The organism is Haemophilus paraphrohaemolyticus, assembly GCF_002015045.1.
Taxonomy (GTDB): domain Bacteria; phylum Pseudomonadota; class Gammaproteobacteria; order Enterobacterales; family Pasteurellaceae; genus Haemophilus_A; species Haemophilus_A paraphrohaemolyticus.
In genome coordinates this window covers 487,848-506,003 of record NZ_MUXX01000012.1, presented here as the reverse complement: position 1 = coordinate 506,003, position 18,156 = coordinate 487,848, and the positions used below count along the sequence as shown (strand labels likewise).

At 40.4% G+C, this 18,156-nt stretch carries 16 protein-coding genes and 1 riboswitch; of the genes, 14 read left to right on the top strand and 2 right to left on the bottom strand.

Features of this window, described 5'->3' with window-relative positions; all coding sequences use genetic code 11:
* Positions 1-3 precede the first annotated feature (3 nt).
* The 12 genes from glnD (at position 4) to yciH (ending at position 12,972) form a co-directional block, all read left to right on the top strand.
* A complete protein-coding gene (glnD, locus tag B0184_RS07860) occupies positions 4-2,550 on the top strand; it encodes a bifunctional uridylyltransferase/uridylyl-removing protein GlnD (RefSeq protein WP_005708019.1) in 2,547 nt (848 codons plus the stop codon).
* 4 nt (positions 2,551-2,554) lie between these two features.
* Entirely contained in the window at positions 2,555-4,558 is a 2,004-nt protein-coding gene (gene mnmC / locus B0184_RS07855; protein WP_039851045.1) for a bifunctional tRNA (5-methylaminomethyl-2-thiouridine)(34)-methyltransferase MnmC2/FAD-dependent 5-carboxymethylaminomethyl-2-thiouridine(34) oxidoreductase MnmC1, read from the top strand.
* 145 nt (positions 4,559-4,703) lie between these two features.
* Positions 4,704-5,660, top strand: a complete 957-nt coding sequence (locus tag B0184_RS07850; protein ID WP_005708020.1) for an ABC transporter substrate-binding protein — start codon at positions 4,704-4,706, stop codon at positions 5,658-5,660.
* A gap of 120 nt (positions 5,661-5,780) precedes the next feature.
* The gene (locus B0184_RS07845) at positions 5,781-6,365 is read left to right on the top strand and encodes a DUF1919 domain-containing protein (protein WP_050855462.1); all 585 of its coding nucleotides are present in this window, start codon (positions 5,781-5,783) and stop codon (positions 6,363-6,365) included.
* Positions 6,366-6,429: 64 nt separating this feature from the next.
* Complete coding sequence (locus tag B0184_RS07840) at positions 6,430-7,503, top strand: trypsin-like peptidase domain-containing protein (protein ID WP_039851032.1); 1,074 nt, start codon at positions 6,430-6,432, stop codon at positions 7,501-7,503.
* Positions 7,504-7,530: 27 nt separating this feature from the next.
* Entirely contained in the window at positions 7,531-8,202 is a 672-nt protein-coding gene (gene cmk / locus B0184_RS07835) for a (d)CMP kinase (protein WP_005708030.1), read from the top strand.
* A gap of 96 nt (positions 8,203-8,298) precedes the next feature.
* Complete coding sequence (rpsA, locus tag B0184_RS07830; protein ID WP_039851029.1) at positions 8,299-9,963, top strand: 30S ribosomal protein S1; 1,665 nt, start codon at positions 8,299-8,301, stop codon at positions 9,961-9,963.
* A gap of 133 nt (positions 9,964-10,096) precedes the next feature.
* Positions 10,097-10,378, top strand: coding sequence for an integration host factor subunit beta (locus B0184_RS07825; RefSeq protein WP_005707980.1), 282 nt, complete (start codon positions 10,097-10,099; stop codon positions 10,376-10,378).
* Positions 10,379-10,399: 21 nt separating this feature from the next.
* The gene (locus tag B0184_RS07820; RefSeq protein WP_039851043.1) at positions 10,400-10,684 is read left to right on the top strand and encodes a LapA family protein; all 285 of its coding nucleotides are present in this window, start codon (positions 10,400-10,402) and stop codon (positions 10,682-10,684) included.
* A complete protein-coding gene (gene lapB, locus B0184_RS07815) occupies positions 10,684-11,880 on the top strand; it encodes a lipopolysaccharide assembly protein LapB (RefSeq protein WP_005707984.1) in 1,197 nt (398 codons plus the stop codon). Before B0184_RS07820 ends, lapB begins: the two co-directional genes overlap by 1 nt.
* An 11-nt stretch (positions 11,881-11,891) precedes the next feature.
* A complete protein-coding gene (gene pyrF / locus B0184_RS07810; RefSeq protein ID WP_005708013.1) occupies positions 11,892-12,584 on the top strand; it encodes an orotidine-5'-phosphate decarboxylase in 693 nt (230 codons plus the stop codon).
* Between the two features lie 76 nt (positions 12,585-12,660).
* Positions 12,661-12,972, top strand: a complete 312-nt coding sequence (yciH, locus tag B0184_RS07805; RefSeq protein WP_005707983.1) for a stress response translation initiation inhibitor YciH — start codon at positions 12,661-12,663, stop codon at positions 12,970-12,972.
* Positions 12,973-13,040: 68 nt separating this feature from the next.
* Here the strand turns inward: yciH and lysC are convergent, their stop codons facing one another.
* Both lysC and B0184_RS07795 read right to left on the bottom strand, forming a co-directional pair.
* Positions 13,041-14,390: a lysine-sensitive aspartokinase 3 gene (gene lysC / locus B0184_RS07800; protein ID WP_005708001.1), complete on the bottom strand. Its 1,350-nt coding sequence runs from the start codon at positions 14,388-14,390 to the stop codon at positions 13,041-13,043.
* A gap of 80 nt (positions 14,391-14,470) precedes the next feature.
* Positions 14,471-14,665: riboswitch (Lysine riboswitch) on the bottom strand.
* 195 nt (positions 14,666-14,860) lie between these two features.
* Positions 14,861-15,190, bottom strand: a complete 330-nt coding sequence (locus tag B0184_RS07795; RefSeq protein ID WP_005708000.1) for a DUF496 family protein — start codon at positions 15,188-15,190, stop codon at positions 14,861-14,863.
* A gap of 225 nt (positions 15,191-15,415) precedes the next feature.
* Between B0184_RS07795 and ppx the strand changes: the two genes are divergently transcribed.
* Both ppx and serC read left to right on the top strand, forming a co-directional pair.
* A complete protein-coding gene (ppx, locus tag B0184_RS07790; RefSeq protein WP_005707998.1) occupies positions 15,416-16,933 on the top strand; it encodes an exopolyphosphatase in 1,518 nt (505 codons plus the stop codon).
* A gap of 104 nt (positions 16,934-17,037) precedes the next feature.
* Positions 17,038-18,126, top strand: a complete 1,089-nt coding sequence (serC, locus tag B0184_RS07785; protein WP_005708017.1) for a 3-phosphoserine/phosphohydroxythreonine transaminase — start codon at positions 17,038-17,040, stop codon at positions 18,124-18,126.
* Positions 18,127-18,156: the final 30 nt, after the last annotated feature.

The following is an 18,156-nucleotide window of genomic DNA, read 5'->3' as shown; positions in this document are numbered from 1 at the left end:
ACAATGAATTTAAAAGAACAGCTTGCCAAATTTAACAGCGAGCAAAGTACTCAATTTGCCTCAAGCGATGTAATGGAGTTATTGTACCGACGCAGCGATTTTTATGATCAAAATTTGCTGAAACTCTGGCACGATTTTGGTTTTGCAGATTGTCAAGATCTCGCTCTTATTGCCGTTGGCGGGTATGGTCGCCGTGAAATGTTCCCGCTGTCTGATCTGGATATTCTCGTTCTTACCGAACATACATTAGATGATGCTACTCACGCTAAATTAAATGAGCTATTTAACCTGCTTTGGGATGCGAAATTACAAGTAGGAGCGAGCATTCGTACTTTGCAAGAGTGTTTGGAGATTGGCAAGCAAGAGCTTTCTGTTGCAACTAATATGTATGAAGGACGTTTTTTATACGGCAATGTTGAGCTTTGGCATCGCTTGGTTGAAGCTATTTTCCAAGAGGATTTTTGGGCAACGCCCGATTTTTTCCAAGCCAAAATGGCAGAAAAAGAAGAGCGTTACGCCCGTTATCACAATACGAGCTACAATCTTGAACCCGATCTTAAGCATAGCCCAGGTGGACTTCGTGATCTGCATTTAGTGCTTTGGATTATGCTACGTCATTATGGTGCACGTAGTTTTGATGCACTCTTTAACAAAGGTTTGCTTTTTCCTGAAGAATATCAAGAACTTAAACAATCGGAGAACATACTTTTCCGAATGCGATTTGCGTTGCATACGCAGCTCAAACGCTATGACAATCGCCTGCGATTTGACCGCCAATTGCAACTGAGCGAATTACTGGGCTATCAAGGCGAAGGCAATCAGCCCGTCGAAGCGATGATGAGAACCTTTTTCCAAGCCACGCAATCTATTTCGCAACTGAGCCAACTTTTACTTAATTGTGTGCAGCAAGAAATGATTGGTTTGCAAAAAACAGGGGAAAAACGACCGCTTGATGCCCATTTTTATGTTCAAAACCAGCAAATAGCGGTTGAAAATCATCGGATTTTTGCAAAACAGCCAGAAACGGTATTGGATCTCTTTTTGCACCTTACGCAACACCAAACATTGCAAGTTGATCCGATGACACTACGCCATCTGCGTATTGCCCTGCAAAAACATCAACAGCCATTGTGCGAATTACCAGAAGCACGAAGCCGTTTTATTCAGCTTATACAGCAGCCACAAATGGCAAAACGGGCAATTGTGCCGATGCATCAATTAGGTGTGCTTTCGGCTTATTTCCCCGCGTGGCAAGGCATCACGGGATTGATGCAATTTGATATGTTCCATATTTATACTGTGGACGAGCACACTGTTCGCGTAATGTTGAAGCTCGAAAGTTTTCTTGATGAAGCGAGCAAGGAAGCCTATCCGCTTTGTCATCAAATTTTCAATGCTTGCACACATAAACCATTGGTCTATCTTGCCACATTATTACACGACATCGCCAAAGGCAGAGAGGGCGAGCACGCAGAGAATGGGGCGGTGGATATGTACGATTTTGCCTGTTTGCACGGTTTTAATGAAGAGGAAGCGAAGCAAATGGCGTGGTTGGTAAAAGAGCATTTGACGATGTCGATCACCGCTCAACGCCGTGATATTCACGATCCTAATGTGGTGCAAACCTTTGCAAAAATTGTGGAAAATCAGACCGCTTTAAGCGATCTGGTTTGCCTCACGGTGGCGGATATTTGTGCCACTAATGAGACCCTTTGGAACGATTGGAAACGCACGCTGCTTTCACAACTTTTCGAGTTCACGACCCAGCAACTTACCGAGCAACTGGACTACAAAAAAGAGGCCGAAAACAACCGGGCTGAGGCGTTAGAAATTATGAAATTAGCACTGACACCTACTCAGCACAAACGTTTAGCAACTTACTGGGTGAGTAGTCCTGAAAGCTATTTTTTACGCAACAAACCAACCCAGCTAGTGTGGCACGCTTTGGCTCTGCTTAAGCAACAGCAACTGCCGTTGGTGCTGATTTCTAACGAGCACGCCCGAGGGGCAACGGAGATCTTTATCCATTGTGAAGATCAGAAACAACTTTTTGCCCGCATTGCGAATGCCTTGAGTAAGAAAAAAATCAGCATTCACGACGCTCAAATTATTACCAGTCAGAATGATCTCGTTTTTGATAGCTTTATCGTGACCGAACAAAACGGGATGGCGTTGGATGAAATCCGTTGCGAGCAAATTCAGCAAACCTTGCAGAAAGAGCTCACTGAACCGCAGCTCAAACCTTTTTCGGTAGTGAAAAAACCAATAAAACACCAAACCTTTAAACGCAAAACTAAAGTTCGCTTTTTGGTAAATTCCAACCTAAATCAAACCGCTTTTGAACTTTTCACGCTTGATCGTGAGGGATTATTGGCTCAAGTTAGCCAGATTTTTAACCAGTTGGATTTGGTTCTGATTAACGCGAAAATTACTACTATCGGTGAACGTGTGGAGGATTTTTTTGTGGTAAGTACGCAGGAAAATAAAGCGTTAAGTGAGACGCAAAAGAAAGAGCTTAAACGGATTATTGTGGCAGAATTGGATGTATAAAAATATGAAAAAACTTACCTTCTCTCAACTTACATTTAACGAAAACAACACGCCCGTTTCCGAGCTGTTTGACGACATCTATTTCTCTACCCAAGATGGCTTGGCGGAGAGTTACTACGTTTTCCAAGAGGGCAATCAACTTTGGGAGCACTGGCTTTCGCACTCTCGTGAAAGTTTTGTGATTGCTGAAACAGGTTTCGGCACGGGCTTAAATTTCTTGGCGGTAGCGAATAAGTTCCAGCGATTTCGAGCGGAAAATCCAACGCATAAATTGCAACGTTTGTATTTTCTCTCATTTGAGAAATATCCTTTAACTTCGGCACAATTAAGCCAAATTCATGAAAGTTATCCGCAATTTGCAACACTTTCAACAAATTTAACCGCTTGTTGGAAACCTCGCCAAGTGGGCTGTCAGCGTTACCATTTTGGTAAGATTTATCTTGATATTTGGTTTGGCGATATGCAAGAAAGCCTTTCGCAATGGGGCGATTTGTATAATGGAGCTGTAGATGCGTGGTTTTTGGATGGCTTTTCGCCTGATAAAAACCCCGAAATGTGGAATGAGGGGCTTTATCAGCAGATGTTCTGCACCACACGTCTTAACGGCACTTTTGCTACTTTTACTGCCTCAAGCAATGTCAGACGCGGATTAGAAGCGGTCGGTTTTGAGGTGAAAAAACGCAAAGGCTTTGGTAAAAAGCGGGAGATGTTGTGGGGAACGAAAAATGTAGAGGTTGAAAGCAAATTACAACAATTTCCTTACTTTTACCAACAAAATGCTGAACATTGCCAAGATATCGCGATCGTTGGCGGTGGTGTTGCAAGCCTCTTTCTGGCGTTATCACTGATTGAAAAAGGCAAGAAAATCACACTTTATTGCAAAGATGATCAGGTTGCTCGCAATGCTTCGGGCAATTTGCAAGGGGCGATTTATCCGCAATTAAGCGATGATGACGATCGCAATGTGCGATTTTATGTGCACGCTTTTGATTACGCGCTGCAACGCTTGAATGGGCTTAAACAAGCGGTTGATTTCGAGCACGCTTTAACGGGCGTGGCTCTTTATGCCTACGATGAAAAGCAAGTCAAAAAATTAGCCAAAATGGCAGAAATCACCCAAGATGAAAGCTTGTTCCAACTTTGTTCGGCAGAAGAATTGAGCGAAAAATTAGGTACTTCTGTACCCCAAGGCGGGGCATTTATTCAAGAGGGCGGTTGGCTTTCACCCGTGCAATTGGTGCAAAATGGCTTTGCATGGTTAGCACAAAAAGGGCTGAAAATTGTGCTAAATCACGAAGTCAAAGATCCGCAATTTGTGAATGGAAAATGGCAGTGGCAATATCAGGGCGAAACCTTCTCGCACGAGGTTTTAGTGCTTGCCAATGGACATAGTTTTAATGCTTTCACTCAAGCACAAGGGATTCCACTTTATCCTGTTCGTGGACAGGTAAGCCAAGTGCCAACGACTGAAAAATTAGCTAAATTAAAATGCGTGATTTGTTACGATGGCTATTTAACCCCGCAATCGTCAAAAGGCACACATTGCATTGGCGCAAGCCATATTCGTGATGATGCGACAACGGAATTTAGCCCATCAGAACATGAAGAGAACCTTGCAAAACTACAACAAAACCTTACCGCTTGTGATTGGACGAAAGGGATAGATTTGTCTGGCAATCTCGCAAAAGTAGGCATTCGTGCAGCTCTTCGAGATCGTATTCCAATGGTTGGAGCTGTGCCGAATTTTGAGGCTCAAAAAGCTCAATATGCGAATTTGTATAATCTACTACGCCGCAAACAAGCAGTCGAAAAGACGGAAAATTTTACTAACCTCTATATGATTAACGGCTTGGCTTCACGTGGTTTAACTTCTGCCCCGTTATTGGGCGAATTGTTGGCAAGCTTAATTGCAGGCGAACCTTTGCCAATCAGCGAAGATATTTGGCAAGCGTTAAATCCAAACCGCACTTGGATGCGGAAGTTATTGAAGGGGAGTAAAGTAGAGTAGCGGTACAATATAAGTTGTTTATTATTTAGACACTTAACAATAAGAGGAAATTTTCCCCTTGTTATTCTCAAAAAGTTGGAGTATCTTGAGTTGCACCTGTACTAGTTTAATAGTGCAAAAATTGATTTTCACAGAGGATGATGTTATGAAATCTTATAAAGCATTAATTATTTCTGCCTTAACTGCGTTTTCATTCAATGCAATTGCTCAAGAATTGCCGAAGGTAGCTATTACTGCCATTGTTGAGCATCCAGCGTTAGATACTATTCGAAAAGGGATTGTTGATGAGTTGGCAAATCAAGGTTTTGAAGATGGCAAAAAGATTAAAATTGACTATCAATCTGCTCAAGGCAGCACTGCAACAGCAGCGCAAATTGCTCGTAAATTTGTAGGCGATAAAGCAGAGATCATCATTCCAATTTCAACCCCATCAGCTCAACCTGTTGTCGCAGCAACTAAAACTATTCCTGTGGTTTATTCTGCGGTAACTGATCCCGTAGCCGCTAAGTTAGTCAAATCTTGGGAGCCAACAGGCACGAATGTAACAGGTGTTTCAGACCATAAAGCGATTGAACCGCAACTGGAGTTAATCCATAAATTTGTACCAGAGCTTAAAGCGGTTGGCTATGTGTTTAGTGCAGGTGAAGTAAACTCAGCGATTGTATTAAAAGAATTGCAGGCGGAAGCTGCGAAAGCAAATATCAAAGTAGTGCCTGTTGCCGTACAACGTAGTGCAGATATTGGCACAGCAGCACGCAGTTTAGCGGGTAAAGTGCAAGCAATTTATATCTCTGAAGATAATGCAGTGGTTTCTGCTTATGAAGCATTACACAAAGCTGCATTAGAAATTAAAGTGCCTGTGATTGCAGCTGACCGTGATACGGTAAAACGTGGGGCATTGGCGGCTTATGCGGTAAATCAATATGATATTGGCGTGGAAACAGGTAAAGTGGCGGCTCGTGTATTAAAAGGCGAAAAAGTGGGTTCAATTCCAACACACGAAGTGAGCAAAATGGAGCTTTCAGTCAATACGCAAACAGCTAAAGCTTATGGCATTACTATTCCAAAAGCGTTGTTAAAAGAAGCTAAAGAAACATTCTAAACTTCGCTTTGAACTTTTTGTCATAGAGAACAGCAACCATAAATTGCTGTTCTTTTGTATTTTTGGAGAGAGGAAAGAATTTTGTTATTTACTAAATTTAGAAATTGGTTTAATCGCCAGATGCGAAAATCAATTAATCAGAAAAATCAACAACGTTTGAGCAATCACGAAATGTCTGTGATTGCCAGTAATTGCAATGGTGCCCTTATTCTGCACGATTTAGGGGAGCAATTCCGTTCGCCTTTTGTAAATCTTTATCTTGAACCTGCTGACTTTGTAAAATATCTGCAAAATATGACCGCTTATAATCAAATTGAGCTGGGCTTTATAACTAATGATAAGCCTTACCCTGTAGGAAAGTTAAGCGATATCACGATACATTTTATGCATTATCACAGCGAGCAAGAAGCTAAGGCAAAATGGAAAGAGCGTCTTCAGCGACTAAATTTAGGTAATCTGTTCATTATGATGACAGATCGTGACGGTTGCACTGAGCAAGATTTACAAGATTTTGACCAACTGCCGTTTAAGTATAAAGTAGTGTTTACGCATAAGCCTTACCCTGAAATCAAATCCAGCTTTTATATCAAAGGTTTTGAAAAACAAGGGCAAGTTGGCGATTTATTTGAGTTTTCAGGCTGGAATGGGCAGAAATATTACGATCAATTTGATTATGTAAGCTGGTTTAATGCTATCCAAAATTAAGCAAAAGTTATGTTATAATGCGACAATTTTGTAGCAGTTAAAACGGCGGTTTAAGAAGAAAATGATGCTAAAGAAGGTCATACAAGCGGTGATATTTGGGCTCTGTTTTGCAGGGCTGATTTTGCTTTTTCCTTGGGTTGGGAAGCAAGTCAAACAGTTGAATGTATTTCAGCCTGACCTCTTTAGCTATTCGGAAGCTGTACAAAAAGCTTCGCCTGCCGTGGTAAATATTTATACGCAGATTTTAGATCAATCTAGCAGCAACGGTTCTCGATTGAATTTAGGTTCGGGCGTGATTATGACGGAAAACGGTTATGTGCTAACCAATAATCACGTTATTAAAGATGGCTACCAGATTGATGTTTATTTGCAATCGGGTAAAGGCTATTCGGCAACTTTGGTTGGATTCGATGCGTTAACTGATTTGGCTGTGCTAAAAATTGATGGTGGGAAATTACCTACTATTCCGCAAAATCCGCAACGAGAATCCAAAGTGGGAGATGTGGTGTTGGCGATTGGGAATCCGTACAATTTAGGGCAGAGTGTCACGCAAGGGATTATTAGTGCGAAAGGGCGGAATACGATTTCTGACCGCACAAGACAGAATTTTATTCAAACCGATGCACCGATTAGTAAAGGAAATTCGGGCGGAGCGTTGATCAACACGGCAGGTGAGTTGATTGGGATCAATACGATTAGCCTTAAAAATAGTGGAGAAATCCGTGAGTTGAGTGTAACCGGCACAGATTCGATTGCAGAGGGGCTGAATTTTGCTATTCCAATCAATCAAGCGGTCGAAATTATGAATAAAATCATCAAAGATGGGCGAGTTATTCGTGGTTATTTTGGAGTACGAAGCGATATTTTCTTTAGTGCTCAACAAATGGGGGAGGGAAAAGGCGTTTTGATTACGGGTGTGAATCCGAATGGTCCTGCCGAGAAAGCGGGCATCCACGTAGGTGATATTATCTTAAAAATTGACAATATTGAGGCCGTTTCAGCTTCGCAAATGATGGAAGCTTTGGGGAATATCAGCCCAAATACGAAAGTGAAAGTGTTGTTGCTTAGACAAGGCAAAGCACTAGAATTTAATGTGGTAGTGGGGGAGTTTCCAGAATATCAACCTGTTGATGAATAATTTGAACAATTTAAAAAGGCAATGATAATGAAAAATGTGATTATTACTGTAGATGGCCCGAGTGGCGCAGGCAAAGGAACGCTTTGCTATGCTTTAGCCGAAAAGCTAGGCTTTGATTTTTTAGATTCTGGGGCAATTTATCGCATTACAGCATTAGATGCACTAAAAAAGCAAGTGAATTTAGAAAATGAAGATGCAGTGGCGGAAGTCGGGCGTAATTTGAATGTGCAATTTGTACCTGATAATGGCGAGGTAAATGTAATTTTAGATGGCGAAAATGTGGGTGACCAAATTCGTACGGCGGAAGCGGGTCAGAATGCCTCTAAAGTCGCAGCTTTTCCAAAAGTGCGTGAAGCGTTGCTACAACGCCAGCGTGATTTTGCCTGTGAAAAAGGTTTGGTGGCAGATGGGCGTGATATGGGGACGATTGTTTTTCCAGAAGCTCAAGTTAAGCTCTTTTTAGATGCAAGTGCAGAAGAACGTGCAAAAAGACGCGTAAAACAGTTGCAATTGAAAGGATTTAATGCTAATTTTGAACAGATTTTAGGTGAAATTAAAGAGCGTGATTATCGTGATAGAAATCGAGCGGTTGCACCTCTTGTTCCAGCGAAAGATGCATTAGTATTAGATTCGACGCATTTATCGATTGATGAAGTCATTCGTCAAGCCTTGGAATACATTTCTTCCAAAGGTCTTTAGTTTTTCTTGAGTAAAACAAGGATTGTTTTGCTTTTATTACCAACCCCATTTAACAGGATGTTAGGTGGAAGTTTATTTTTATTTAAGAAGAAAATTATGTCAGAAAATTTTGCTCAACTACTTGAAGAATTCTTTTCAAACGAAGCTCGTTTAGGTTCTGTTGTTAAAGGTACCGTAGTCGCTATCGAAAAAGGTTATGTAATTGTTGATACTGGTTTCAAATCTGAATCACGTATCGAAGCATCAGAGTTCACGAACGCACAAGGTGAATTAGAAGTTCAAGTTGGCGATCAAGTTGATGTTGTGTTAAAAGCAACAGACGACGGTTTCGGTGAAACGGTTGTTTCTCGTGGTGATGCAAAACGTAACGAAGCTTGGATTGCATTAGAAAAAGCATTCGAAGAACAAGCAAGTGTTACAGGTTACGTAAATGGTAAAGTAAAAGGCGGTTTTACTGTTGAATTAAACGGTGTTCGTGCATTCTTACCAGGTTCATTAGTAGATGTTCGTCCAGTTCGTGATTCTTTAAATCTTGAAGGTCAAACTTTAGAACTTAAAGTAATCAAATTAGATCAGAAACGTAACAACGTGGTTGTATCACGTCGTGCAGTAATCGAAACAACTAACTCTGCTGATCGTGAAGAAGTATTAGCAAACTTAGTTGATGGTTCAGAAGTTAAAGGTATCGTTAAGAACTTAACTGACTACGGTGCATTCGTAGATTTAGGTGGCGTTGATGGCTTATTACACATCACAGATATGGCATGGAAACGTGTTAAACACCCAAGCGAAGTGGTTACAGTAGGTCAAGAAGTAACTGTTAAAGTTCTTAAATTCGACAAAGAGAAAACTCGTGTATCATTAGGCTTAAAACAATTAGGTCAAGATCCATGGGGAGCAATCGCACAAAATCACCCAGTAAATAGCAAATTAACTGGTAAAGTAACTAACTTAACAGACTACGGCTGTTTTGTTGAAATCTTAGACGGTGTTGAAGGTTTAGTTCATGTTTCTGAAATGGATTGGACTAACAAAAACATCCACCCATCTAAAGTAGTAAGCGTTGGTGATGTGGTCGAAGTAATGGTACTTGAAGTGGACGAAGAACGTCGTCGTATCTCATTAGGTTTAAAACAATGCAAAGCTAACCCATGGGAACACTTCGCTGAAACTCACAACAAAGGTGATAAAGTTTCAGGTAAAATCAAATCAATCACAGACTTCGGTATCTTCATCGGTTTAGAAGGTGGTATTGACGGTTTAGTTCACTTATCTGACATCTCTTGGGATGTTCAAGGTGAAGAAGCTGTTCGTAACTACAAAAAAGGTGACGAAGTAGAAGCGATTGTTTTACAAGTTGATGCAGTGAAAGAGCGTATCTCTTTAGGTATCAAACAATTAAACTCAGACCCATTCACTAACTTCATCGATTCAACCAAAAAAGGTGCAATCGTTGCAGGTAAAGTAACAGCAGTAGATGCTAAAGGTGTTTCTGTTGAATTAGAAGGTGGCGTTGAAGGTTTTATCCGTGCAAACGAAGCAACTCTTGACCGCGTAGAAGACATCGCTTCAGTAATCTCTGTAGGTGATGCAATCGAAGCAAAATTCACAGGTGTTGATCGTAAAGCGCGCGTAATCAACTTATCTGTTCGTGCGAAAGCTGAAGCTGAAGAATCAGCAGCAATTGCTCAAGTGAACAAACAAGAAGTTGAAGTACCAAACGCAATGGCTGCAGCATTTGCTCAAGCTAAAGGTGAATAATTCACACTTCTAGTGTAATCAAGGCGGATATGTGTTTAAGCATATCCGCTTAGTTACGAGGTATGTCGCAACGACTGATTATATTTAAGTAAATAGAAATATTTAAATATAATTAGTTCATAGGATAGAAAATATGACTAAGTCAGAATTAGTGGCTAACTTAACAACGCTTAATCCATTACTTCCTTCTAATTTAGTTGATGAAGGGGCTAATGAAATTTTAGAAAAAATGGTTTCTGCATTAGCAATGGGTGAACGTATTGAAATTCGAGGATTTGGTAGTTTTTCTATACGTGATAGAGAGGGGAGAGTTGCTCGTAATCCTAAAAGCGGAGAGAGTGTTAAACTTGAAGCTAAAACAGTAGTACATTTCAAGGCAGGAAAAAAACTCAAAGAGTGCGTTGATTTAGTCTAATTTTTAATGAGGGTAGAGATGATTAAGTATATTTTAGGTTTTGTGATTGCATTAGCGGTAATTCTAGTGGGTATTACCATTGGGGCAAATAATGATCAGCTCATTACATTTAACTATGTTATTGCACAAAGCGAATTACGTTTGTCTACTCTTGTTGCCATCTTATTTGGATTTGGGTTAATTTTAGGTTGGTTGATTACAGGTATTTTCTACCTTAAAGTGAAATTGCAAAATATTGCATTAAATCGCCGTGTGAAACGCCAATCTCAGCAAATTACAGAACTGACTTCGCCTAAGGCTGAATAATGCTTGAATTATTGTTCCTTTTACTTCCAGTTGCAGCCCTCTATGGCTGGTATATGGGGCGGAGGAGTGCCAAAAAGGATCAAGAGACCGTTCAAAATCAATTTTCCCGTGACTATGTGACGGGATTAAACTTCCTATTATCTAATCAACAAGAAAAAGCTGTTGATCTTTTTCTTTCAATGTTGCAAAAGCAAGAGTCTGAAAATCAAATTTCTCAAGAGTCACAATTTGAAGCGGAATTAACATTAGGCAATTTATTCCGTTCACGTGGCGAAGTTGATCGTGCTTTACGCATCCATCAAGCAATAGATGTTAGTCCAGATTATTCTATTGAGCAGAAATTATTAGCAAAGCAGCAACTTGCGAAAGATTTCTTAGCGGCAGGTTTTTATGATCGTGCAGAAAATTACTATATTTTATTGCTTGATGAGCCTGATTTTGCAGTCAATTCTCTTACACAATTAATGACCATTTATCAAAAAACCAAAGAGTGGAAAAAGGCAATAAATGCTTCGGAAAAGTTGCTGCAAATTTCGCCTGAGTCTGATAAAACCCCATTAGCTCATTATTATTGTGAATATGCACAAGCGGTCAAAAATGATGATCAAAAAGCTTTCTTAGATGCCCTAAATAAAGCATTATTCCATTTGCCGAGTTGTTCTAGAGCCTCTATGCTATTGGGCGATTTTCACCTAGAAAATAAGCAATTTCGTTTAGCAGCAGATTATTACGAAGCGGTGCTTAGCCAAAATGTTGATTATATTGGTGAAGTACTAGATAAGATTAAACATTGCTATTTAAAATTAAATGATCTCTCCGGCTATGAGCTCTTTTTAATTAAAGCAAATCAGGCAAAGCAGAATCCAAATGTTGATTTAGCATTAACGCAATTGATTGATGAAAAAGATGGTAAAATTGCAGCTCAATCTAAGCTATATCAGCAATTACGTCAGTTCCCGAATATGCTTACTTTCCATCGTTTTATCTATTACCAAATTAACGAAGCGGAAGAGGGAAGCGGTAAAGAGAGTTTGATTTTGCTGCATAATATGGTCGGCGAGCAGATTAAAAAAAGTTTTAAATATCGTTGTTCAAATTGTGGCTACCATAGTTACCGTTTAAGCTGGTATTGTCCATCTTGTCGCCACTGGGAAACGATTAAAGCTACACACAGTATTGAACCACAATCTCACTAATTGGAGTTTTTATGAATAATAAAGTTATTGTTGCACTTGACTATGAAACAGAGCGTGAAGCGCTGAATTTTGTGGATCAAGTTGATCCTTCACTTTGTCGCCTTAAAGTAGGCAAAGAAATGTTTACTACGCTCGGCACAAATTTTGTGAAACAACTCCACGAACGTAAGTTTGATGTGTTCCTAGATTTAAAATATCACGATATTCCAAACACAGTGGCTCGTGCGGTACGTTCGGCAGCAGACTTAGGTGTATGGATGGTTGATCTTCACGCTTCTGGCGGTTTAGCGATGATGGAACAGGCTCGTAAAATTCTTGAACCATACGGTAAGGATGCTCCATTATTGATTGCGGTTACCGTATTAACCAGTATGGAAGATTTAGACTTGTTACAAATCGGCATTAACGCTTCGCCAATGGAGCAAGTAATCCGCTTAGCTCACTTGGCTCAACGTGCGGGCTGTGATGGCGTAGTTTGTTCACCACAAGAAGTAGAAGTATTACGTAATCACTGTGGTAAAGATTTCAAACTTGTTACCCCAGGTATTCGCCCTGAAGGAAGTGATTTTGGTGATCAACGCCGTGTGATGACACCAAAACAAGCGATTGAAACCGGTTCAGATTTCCTTGTCATCGGTCGCCCAATTACTCAGGCAGAAGCTCCACTTGCGGTACTTAAAAGCATTAACGCAAGTATTGCCTAATTTTGTATAATTAAAAAAACTTACTTATCCCCTTGCTTGAGGGGGGGGGTTATCTGGGCCATTTATAGGAATTATTATGACATTAGTCTATTCAACAGAAACAGGCAGAATTAAGCCAGAAAAAACTAAAGAAGAACGCCCAAAAGGTGATGGCATCGCCCGCATTCAACGCCAAACAAGCGGTCGAAAAGGTAAAGGCGTTTGCATTATCACAGGGTTAGATTTAGAAGATACTGAGTTAAAATTGCTTGCTGCAGAACTGAAAAAACGCAGTGGTGTAGGTGGTTCAGTAAAAAATGGTACGATTGAAATCCAAGGTGATAACCGAGAATTACTTAAACAAATTTTAGAGCAGAAAGGTTTTAAAGTAAAGCTAGCGGGTGGTTGATTTCAATAAACAAGCGGTGATATTTCGCAAAACTTTTGCATAATATCACCGCTTAGTTATTTTAGGAATTAGAACAATCCTGCGTGTAATGCACGTACAACATCATCAGCTTCATTATTTTTCACTAGGGTGCAAACGTTATTCGTGCTTGCGCCATAGCTGATTAAGCGGATATTAAAGCCTTCTAATTGGTGGAATAACTGTTTTGCTACGCCTGCTTGGGTGTGCAAGTTATTACCAATAATCGCAACTAAAGCTAAGTCGTTTTCTACTTGAACGTGGCAGAGTTCTCTTAATTCATCTAATAAATCTTGAGAAAGCATCTCTGCTCCTGTTGAAGCTGAACCTGTTTTATCTAGCGTTAATGCGATGCTTACTTCTGAGGTGGTAATTACATCTACAGAAATGTTGTGTTTCGCTAAAATGGCGAATACATTTGCTAAGAAACCTTTTGCGTGAAGCATTGAAAGGCTTGAAAGCGTGAGTAAGGTTTGATTGCGACGTAAAGCAATTGCTCGGAAAGTTGGGCGTGGTTGTGGATCACGCGTTACCCAAGTACCACCTTGCTCTGGTGCTTTGCTTGAACCAACGAATACAGGAATATTACTACGCACAGCAGGCAGTAAGGTTGCAGGGTGAAGCACTTTTGCACCAAAGGTTGCCATTTCAGCCGCTTCGTTAAATGCCATTGTATCGATACGTTTTGCATTTGGTTCAACGCGTGGGTCTGTAGTGTAGATGCCTGGTACATCAGTCCAGATTAACACATCATCTGCGTTTAACACCTCTGCTAAAAGTGCGGCAGAGTAGTCTGAGCCACCACGACCTAATGTAGTAGTTTTACCTTCGGCATCACGACCGATAAAGCCTTGTGTAATTGCTACTTTACCTTCTGCAATAAGCGGTTTTAAAATCGCATCAGATTGTAATTTGGTTTTTTCATCGTTTGGTGCTGCTTTACCATAGTGGCTATTGGTTGCAACGATTTCACGCACATCTACCCAAACGGCAGGATAGTTACGTTCAGCACATAATTGAGTGAAGATTTTGGTAGACATCATCTCGCCGTGAGAGATCAGTTCATCCGCAAGGGCAGTTGAAGTAGCAAGGCTTGCAGATTCAGCGAGTGCTTCAATACGAGCTAATAATTCATCAATTTGAGCTGAAATTTCTGCTTGGTGTTGTAATTTTTCGATGATATTGTATTGAATGGTACGAACGGCGGCAATGATTTCACCTCGACGTGCTTTTTCGCAACCGTTTGCGAGTTCAACTAAATAGTTGGTTACACCAGCAGATGCAGACAATACCACAATGCGAGTGTTTGGATCTTGAATTACAATATTTGCACATAATGACATCGATTCAAAATTAGCGACACTTGTACCACCAAATTTCGCCACAGAAAGTTTAGACATAATAAAAATTTCCTATTAAGGGGATGACGTTGTGATTTTAGTGATTCGAAAGGAAATTGAGTAGATTTGTGGGCAAGCCATTCCATCAGAGCACTCCATTTAAAATCGCTTTAAACGAGATTTAAATGACAGCTAGTAGGATTCAACCTGACCTAGCCGATGTTCATTCCAGTCTAGTGAATTCACACCTCGGCAAGCACTCCCATCAATTAATCGTCAAACGGCCCTAGTTGCCTAGAATTAATCTGCCTGAGTGTTGCGCCTCTCTGTTTCGCAAACGTTTGTCTAGCGAAAACTTAACCCTAAAATACGTGATTTTGAGTAAGTGTCAAGGGAAAATTCTGAAAAAGCAAAGACATGCTTAAGGATTGAGCAGAAAGAAGCTGAAAGTAAAAAAATAAGCGGTCAAATTTTTCTTCTCTTTTGCAAAATTAAGAGGAAAAACGACCGCTTGAGTCAGTAAGTGTAAATTAATCTTTTTTTGTTGGCGCTTGTTTATGTGATGCCATTTTTTGACGAATTTCACGGCGTTGTTTTGAAAGCTCGGCATTGCGGATCATATAGTCATCCACGCGGTTTTCGTAGTCATCACGCATATTTGCAATAATCGCACGAATTTCCGCTACGCTCATTTCATCGGTGATATATTGTGATAAGTTATCTAGCAATAACACACGTTTTTGGTTGTCGCGGATTTTACGATCGTTGTCTGCTGTTTCACGGTGTAGCTTGTTTTTTAGGCGATATAGGTGAACGTAGTCCAACATATCTTGGAAAGATTGTTTTTGTGCGTCTGACATAAAAATATCCTCTAACTTAATGGAAAGAATAATGATAAAACTGCCTAAATCCTAGCCCTTTTAGGTGCTTTCGTCAAAAATTTTTATAAACCTTTCTGCGTTTGAGCAAATAAGCAGCAAAAATTTTATACTATAAGGGGGAACTTTAGCCTGTTTGGGGCAAAAAGTGATACAATCCAACCATTTTCTATATTTTTTATATTTTGACCTTTTAAGGAAAGTTTAATGCCTGTGGAAACCCGAACGTCTGCTGAACAGTCTCGCGAATTTGCTGCTATCGATCTTGGTTCGAATAGCTTTCATATGATTGTCGCTCGAATTGTAAACGGTTCAATTCAAGTACTTTCTCGCCTAAAACGCCGTGTTCGTTTAGCGGATGGCTTAGATGAAAACCGTATTTTAAATCAAGAAGCGATGGATCGTGGGTTGGCTTGCTTATCGCTTTTTGCAGATCGTTTACAAGGTTTTTCGGCTGAAAATGTGAAAGTGGTCGGCACTTACACACTGCGCCGTGCATTAAATAATGATGAATTTCTGAAACAGGCTCAAGCTATTTTTCCCTTCCCTATTCAAATCATTTCTGGACAAGATGAAGCTCGTCTTATCTATTCAGGCGTCAGCCATACCCAGCCAGAAAAAGGCAGAAAATTAGTGGTGGATATTGGGGGGGGGTCAACTGAAATGACCATTGGTGATGATTTCACGCCAATTCGTGCGGAAAGCCGGCATATGGGCTGTGTGAGTTTTGCTAAGCGTTTTTTCCCCCAAGGAAAGCTAAGCGAAGCACGCTTTCAATCAGCGTATCAGCTGGCAATGGAAAAATTAGAAGATTTAGAAACCGAATATTGTTCACTTGGCTGGCAACATGTGTTGGGATCATCTGGCACAATCAAAACCGTTTCTAAAGTGTTAATTTCAAACGGTTTTCGTGATGGTTTGATTACCGAAAAACGCTTAAAAAACATTATTCAAGCCTGCTTAGAATTTGATGCACTAAAAGAAATTCAGCTTAAAGGCTTGATTGAAGAACGAGCTGATGTGCTCGTGCCTGGTTTGGCGATTTTATTGGCATTATTCCACACGTTCAAAATTGAAAGTATGCGTTATTCCGATGGAGCATTACGTGAAGGATTGATGTACGGCTTGGAAAAATATTTCCAAGTGGACGACATTCGCCAACGTACTGCACAGGCGTTAGCTATTCAATTCAATATTGATAAAGCTCAAGCTCATCGAGTGGAACATACAGCACTTTCGCTTTTTGACCAAGTAAAAATGTGGAAAAACCGTCATCAAGTGGCGGAGTTACGCGAGCTGGTTAAATGGGCAAGTTTATTGCACGAAATTGGGATCGTGATTAACCACAATAACGTCAACAAACATTCGGCATATATTATTTCAAATGCAACGTTGGCAGGCTTTGATGATGAACAACAAGCGTTGTTAGCAACTTTAATGCGTTTCCATTTGAAAGGTTTTAAGAAGAGCGATTTGCGTAGTACTAGCCGTTATCAATACCGTGATATTTTAACCTTGCTACGATTATTCCGATTGGCAGTGTTATTCAACCGCTCTCGACAAGCAAGCGTGATGCCCGCGGATTTAAATCTGAGCATCAACCAAAATGAATGGCAATTACAATTTGAAAATGGGTATTTGAACGAAAATCCATTGGTGCAAGCCGATCTATTGGATGAGCAAAAACAGTTAGCGATGATTGATTTGCAATTGAATATCGAATAAGCGGTCTAATTTCAAAAAATTTTGCAAATTTCACCGCTTGAAGGTTGAAAGCGATTCGCTTTTCGCTAGAATGAAACGACTTTTAATTAAAAAGAGGCAAACACATGACACAAGTTTACAATTTTAGTGCAGGCCCTGCGATGATGCCAAAAGCGGTGTTAGAACAGGCTCAAAAAGAACTTTTAAACTGGCAAGATCAAGGCACTTCGGTGATGGAAGTCAGCCACCGCGGTAAGCTCTTTATGGAATTAATTACTCAAGCGGATAAAGATTTCCGTGAGCTTTTCCATATTCCAGACAACTACAAAATCCTCTTTTTACAAGGCGGTGCAAGAGGGCAGTTTGCAGCGATTCCGATGAACTTAATCGGTAAAAAAGGCAAAGCACTTTATTTAAATAGCGGTCACTGGTCGAGTACCGCAGCGAAAGAAGCCCGCAACTTCTGCGAAATTGATGAGCTTTCTATCATTGAAACGGATGAAAATGGTGTGATTTCTGTCAATCGTACAGACTTCAGCGATATTGCTGAGCAGTATGACTACGTACATTATTGCACCAACGAAACCATTTCAGGTGTGGAAATTAAAGAAATTCCAAACGTAGGTAATGCGGTGTTAGTGGCAGATATGTCATCTAACATTCTTTCAAGCAAAATTGACATCAGCAAATTCGGTGTGATTTATGCAGGTGCTCAGAAAAACTTAGGTCCTGCTGGGATTACCATTGTAATCGTTCGCGAAGATTTGATCGGCAAAGCACGCAAAGACACGCCATCTATTTGGAACTATGAAGTGCAAGCCAATGCAGATTCTATGATCAACACGCCCCCAACTTTTGCATGGTATTTATGTTCGCTTGTGTTCAAACACTTATTAGCAACAGGTGGTTTGGAAGCCGTTGAGCAACGCAACTTGGCGAAAGCACAACGCTTATATGATTACCTCAACCAAAGCACTTTCTATCGTAACTACATTGCGGAACAAAACCGCTCTGTAATGAACGTGACCTTTACGACCGACAACGATGAGCTTAATGCAAAATTTGTGGCAGAAGCGACCGCTTGTGGTTTACAAGCATTAAAAGGGCATAAAGTATTAGGCGGTATGCGTGCTTCTATCTATAACGCAATGCCAATTGAAGGCGTGGATGCCTTGATTGCGTTTATGGATAAATTTGCGAAAGAGAATGCTTAACCCCTCTCTGAAAAAATTGCTAAACACAAT

Coding starts and splice junctions, on each gene's coding strand:
- glnD (WP_005708019.1), top strand. CDS start 4: ATGAATTTAAAAGAACAGCTTGCCAAATTTAACAGCGAGCAAAGTACT.
- mnmC (WP_039851045.1), top strand. CDS start 2,555: ATGAAAAAACTTACCTTCTCTCAACTTACATTTAACGAAAACAACACG.
- B0184_RS07850 (WP_005708020.1), top strand. CDS start 4,704: ATGAAATCTTATAAAGCATTAATTATTTCTGCCTTAACTGCGTTTTCA.
- B0184_RS07845 (WP_050855462.1), top strand. CDS start 5,781: ATGCGAAAATCAATTAATCAGAAAAATCAACAACGTTTGAGCAATCAC.
- B0184_RS07840 (WP_039851032.1), top strand. CDS start 6,430: ATGCTAAAGAAGGTCATACAAGCGGTGATATTTGGGCTCTGTTTTGCA.
- cmk (WP_005708030.1), top strand. CDS start 7,531: ATGAAAAATGTGATTATTACTGTAGATGGCCCGAGTGGCGCAGGCAAA.
- rpsA (WP_039851029.1), top strand. CDS start 8,299: ATGTCAGAAAATTTTGCTCAACTACTTGAAGAATTCTTTTCAAACGAA.
- B0184_RS07825 (WP_005707980.1), top strand. CDS start 10,097: ATGACTAAGTCAGAATTAGTGGCTAACTTAACAACGCTTAATCCATTA.
- lapB (WP_005707984.1), top strand. CDS start 10,684: ATGCTTGAATTATTGTTCCTTTTACTTCCAGTTGCAGCCCTCTATGGC.
- pyrF (WP_005708013.1), top strand. CDS start 11,892: ATGAATAATAAAGTTATTGTTGCACTTGACTATGAAACAGAGCGTGAA.
- yciH (WP_005707983.1), top strand. CDS start 12,661: ATGACATTAGTCTATTCAACAGAAACAGGCAGAATTAAGCCAGAAAAA.
- lysC (WP_005708001.1), bottom strand. CDS start 14,390: ATGTCTAAACTTTCTGTGGCGAAATTTGGTGGTACAAGTGTCGCTAAT.
- B0184_RS07795 (WP_005708000.1), bottom strand. CDS start 15,190: ATGTCAGACGCACAAAAACAATCTTTCCAAGATATGTTGGACTACGTT.
- ppx (WP_005707998.1), top strand. CDS start 15,416: ATGCCTGTGGAAACCCGAACGTCTGCTGAACAGTCTCGCGAATTTGCT.
- serC (WP_005708017.1), top strand. CDS start 17,038: ATGACACAAGTTTACAATTTTAGTGCAGGCCCTGCGATGATGCCAAAA.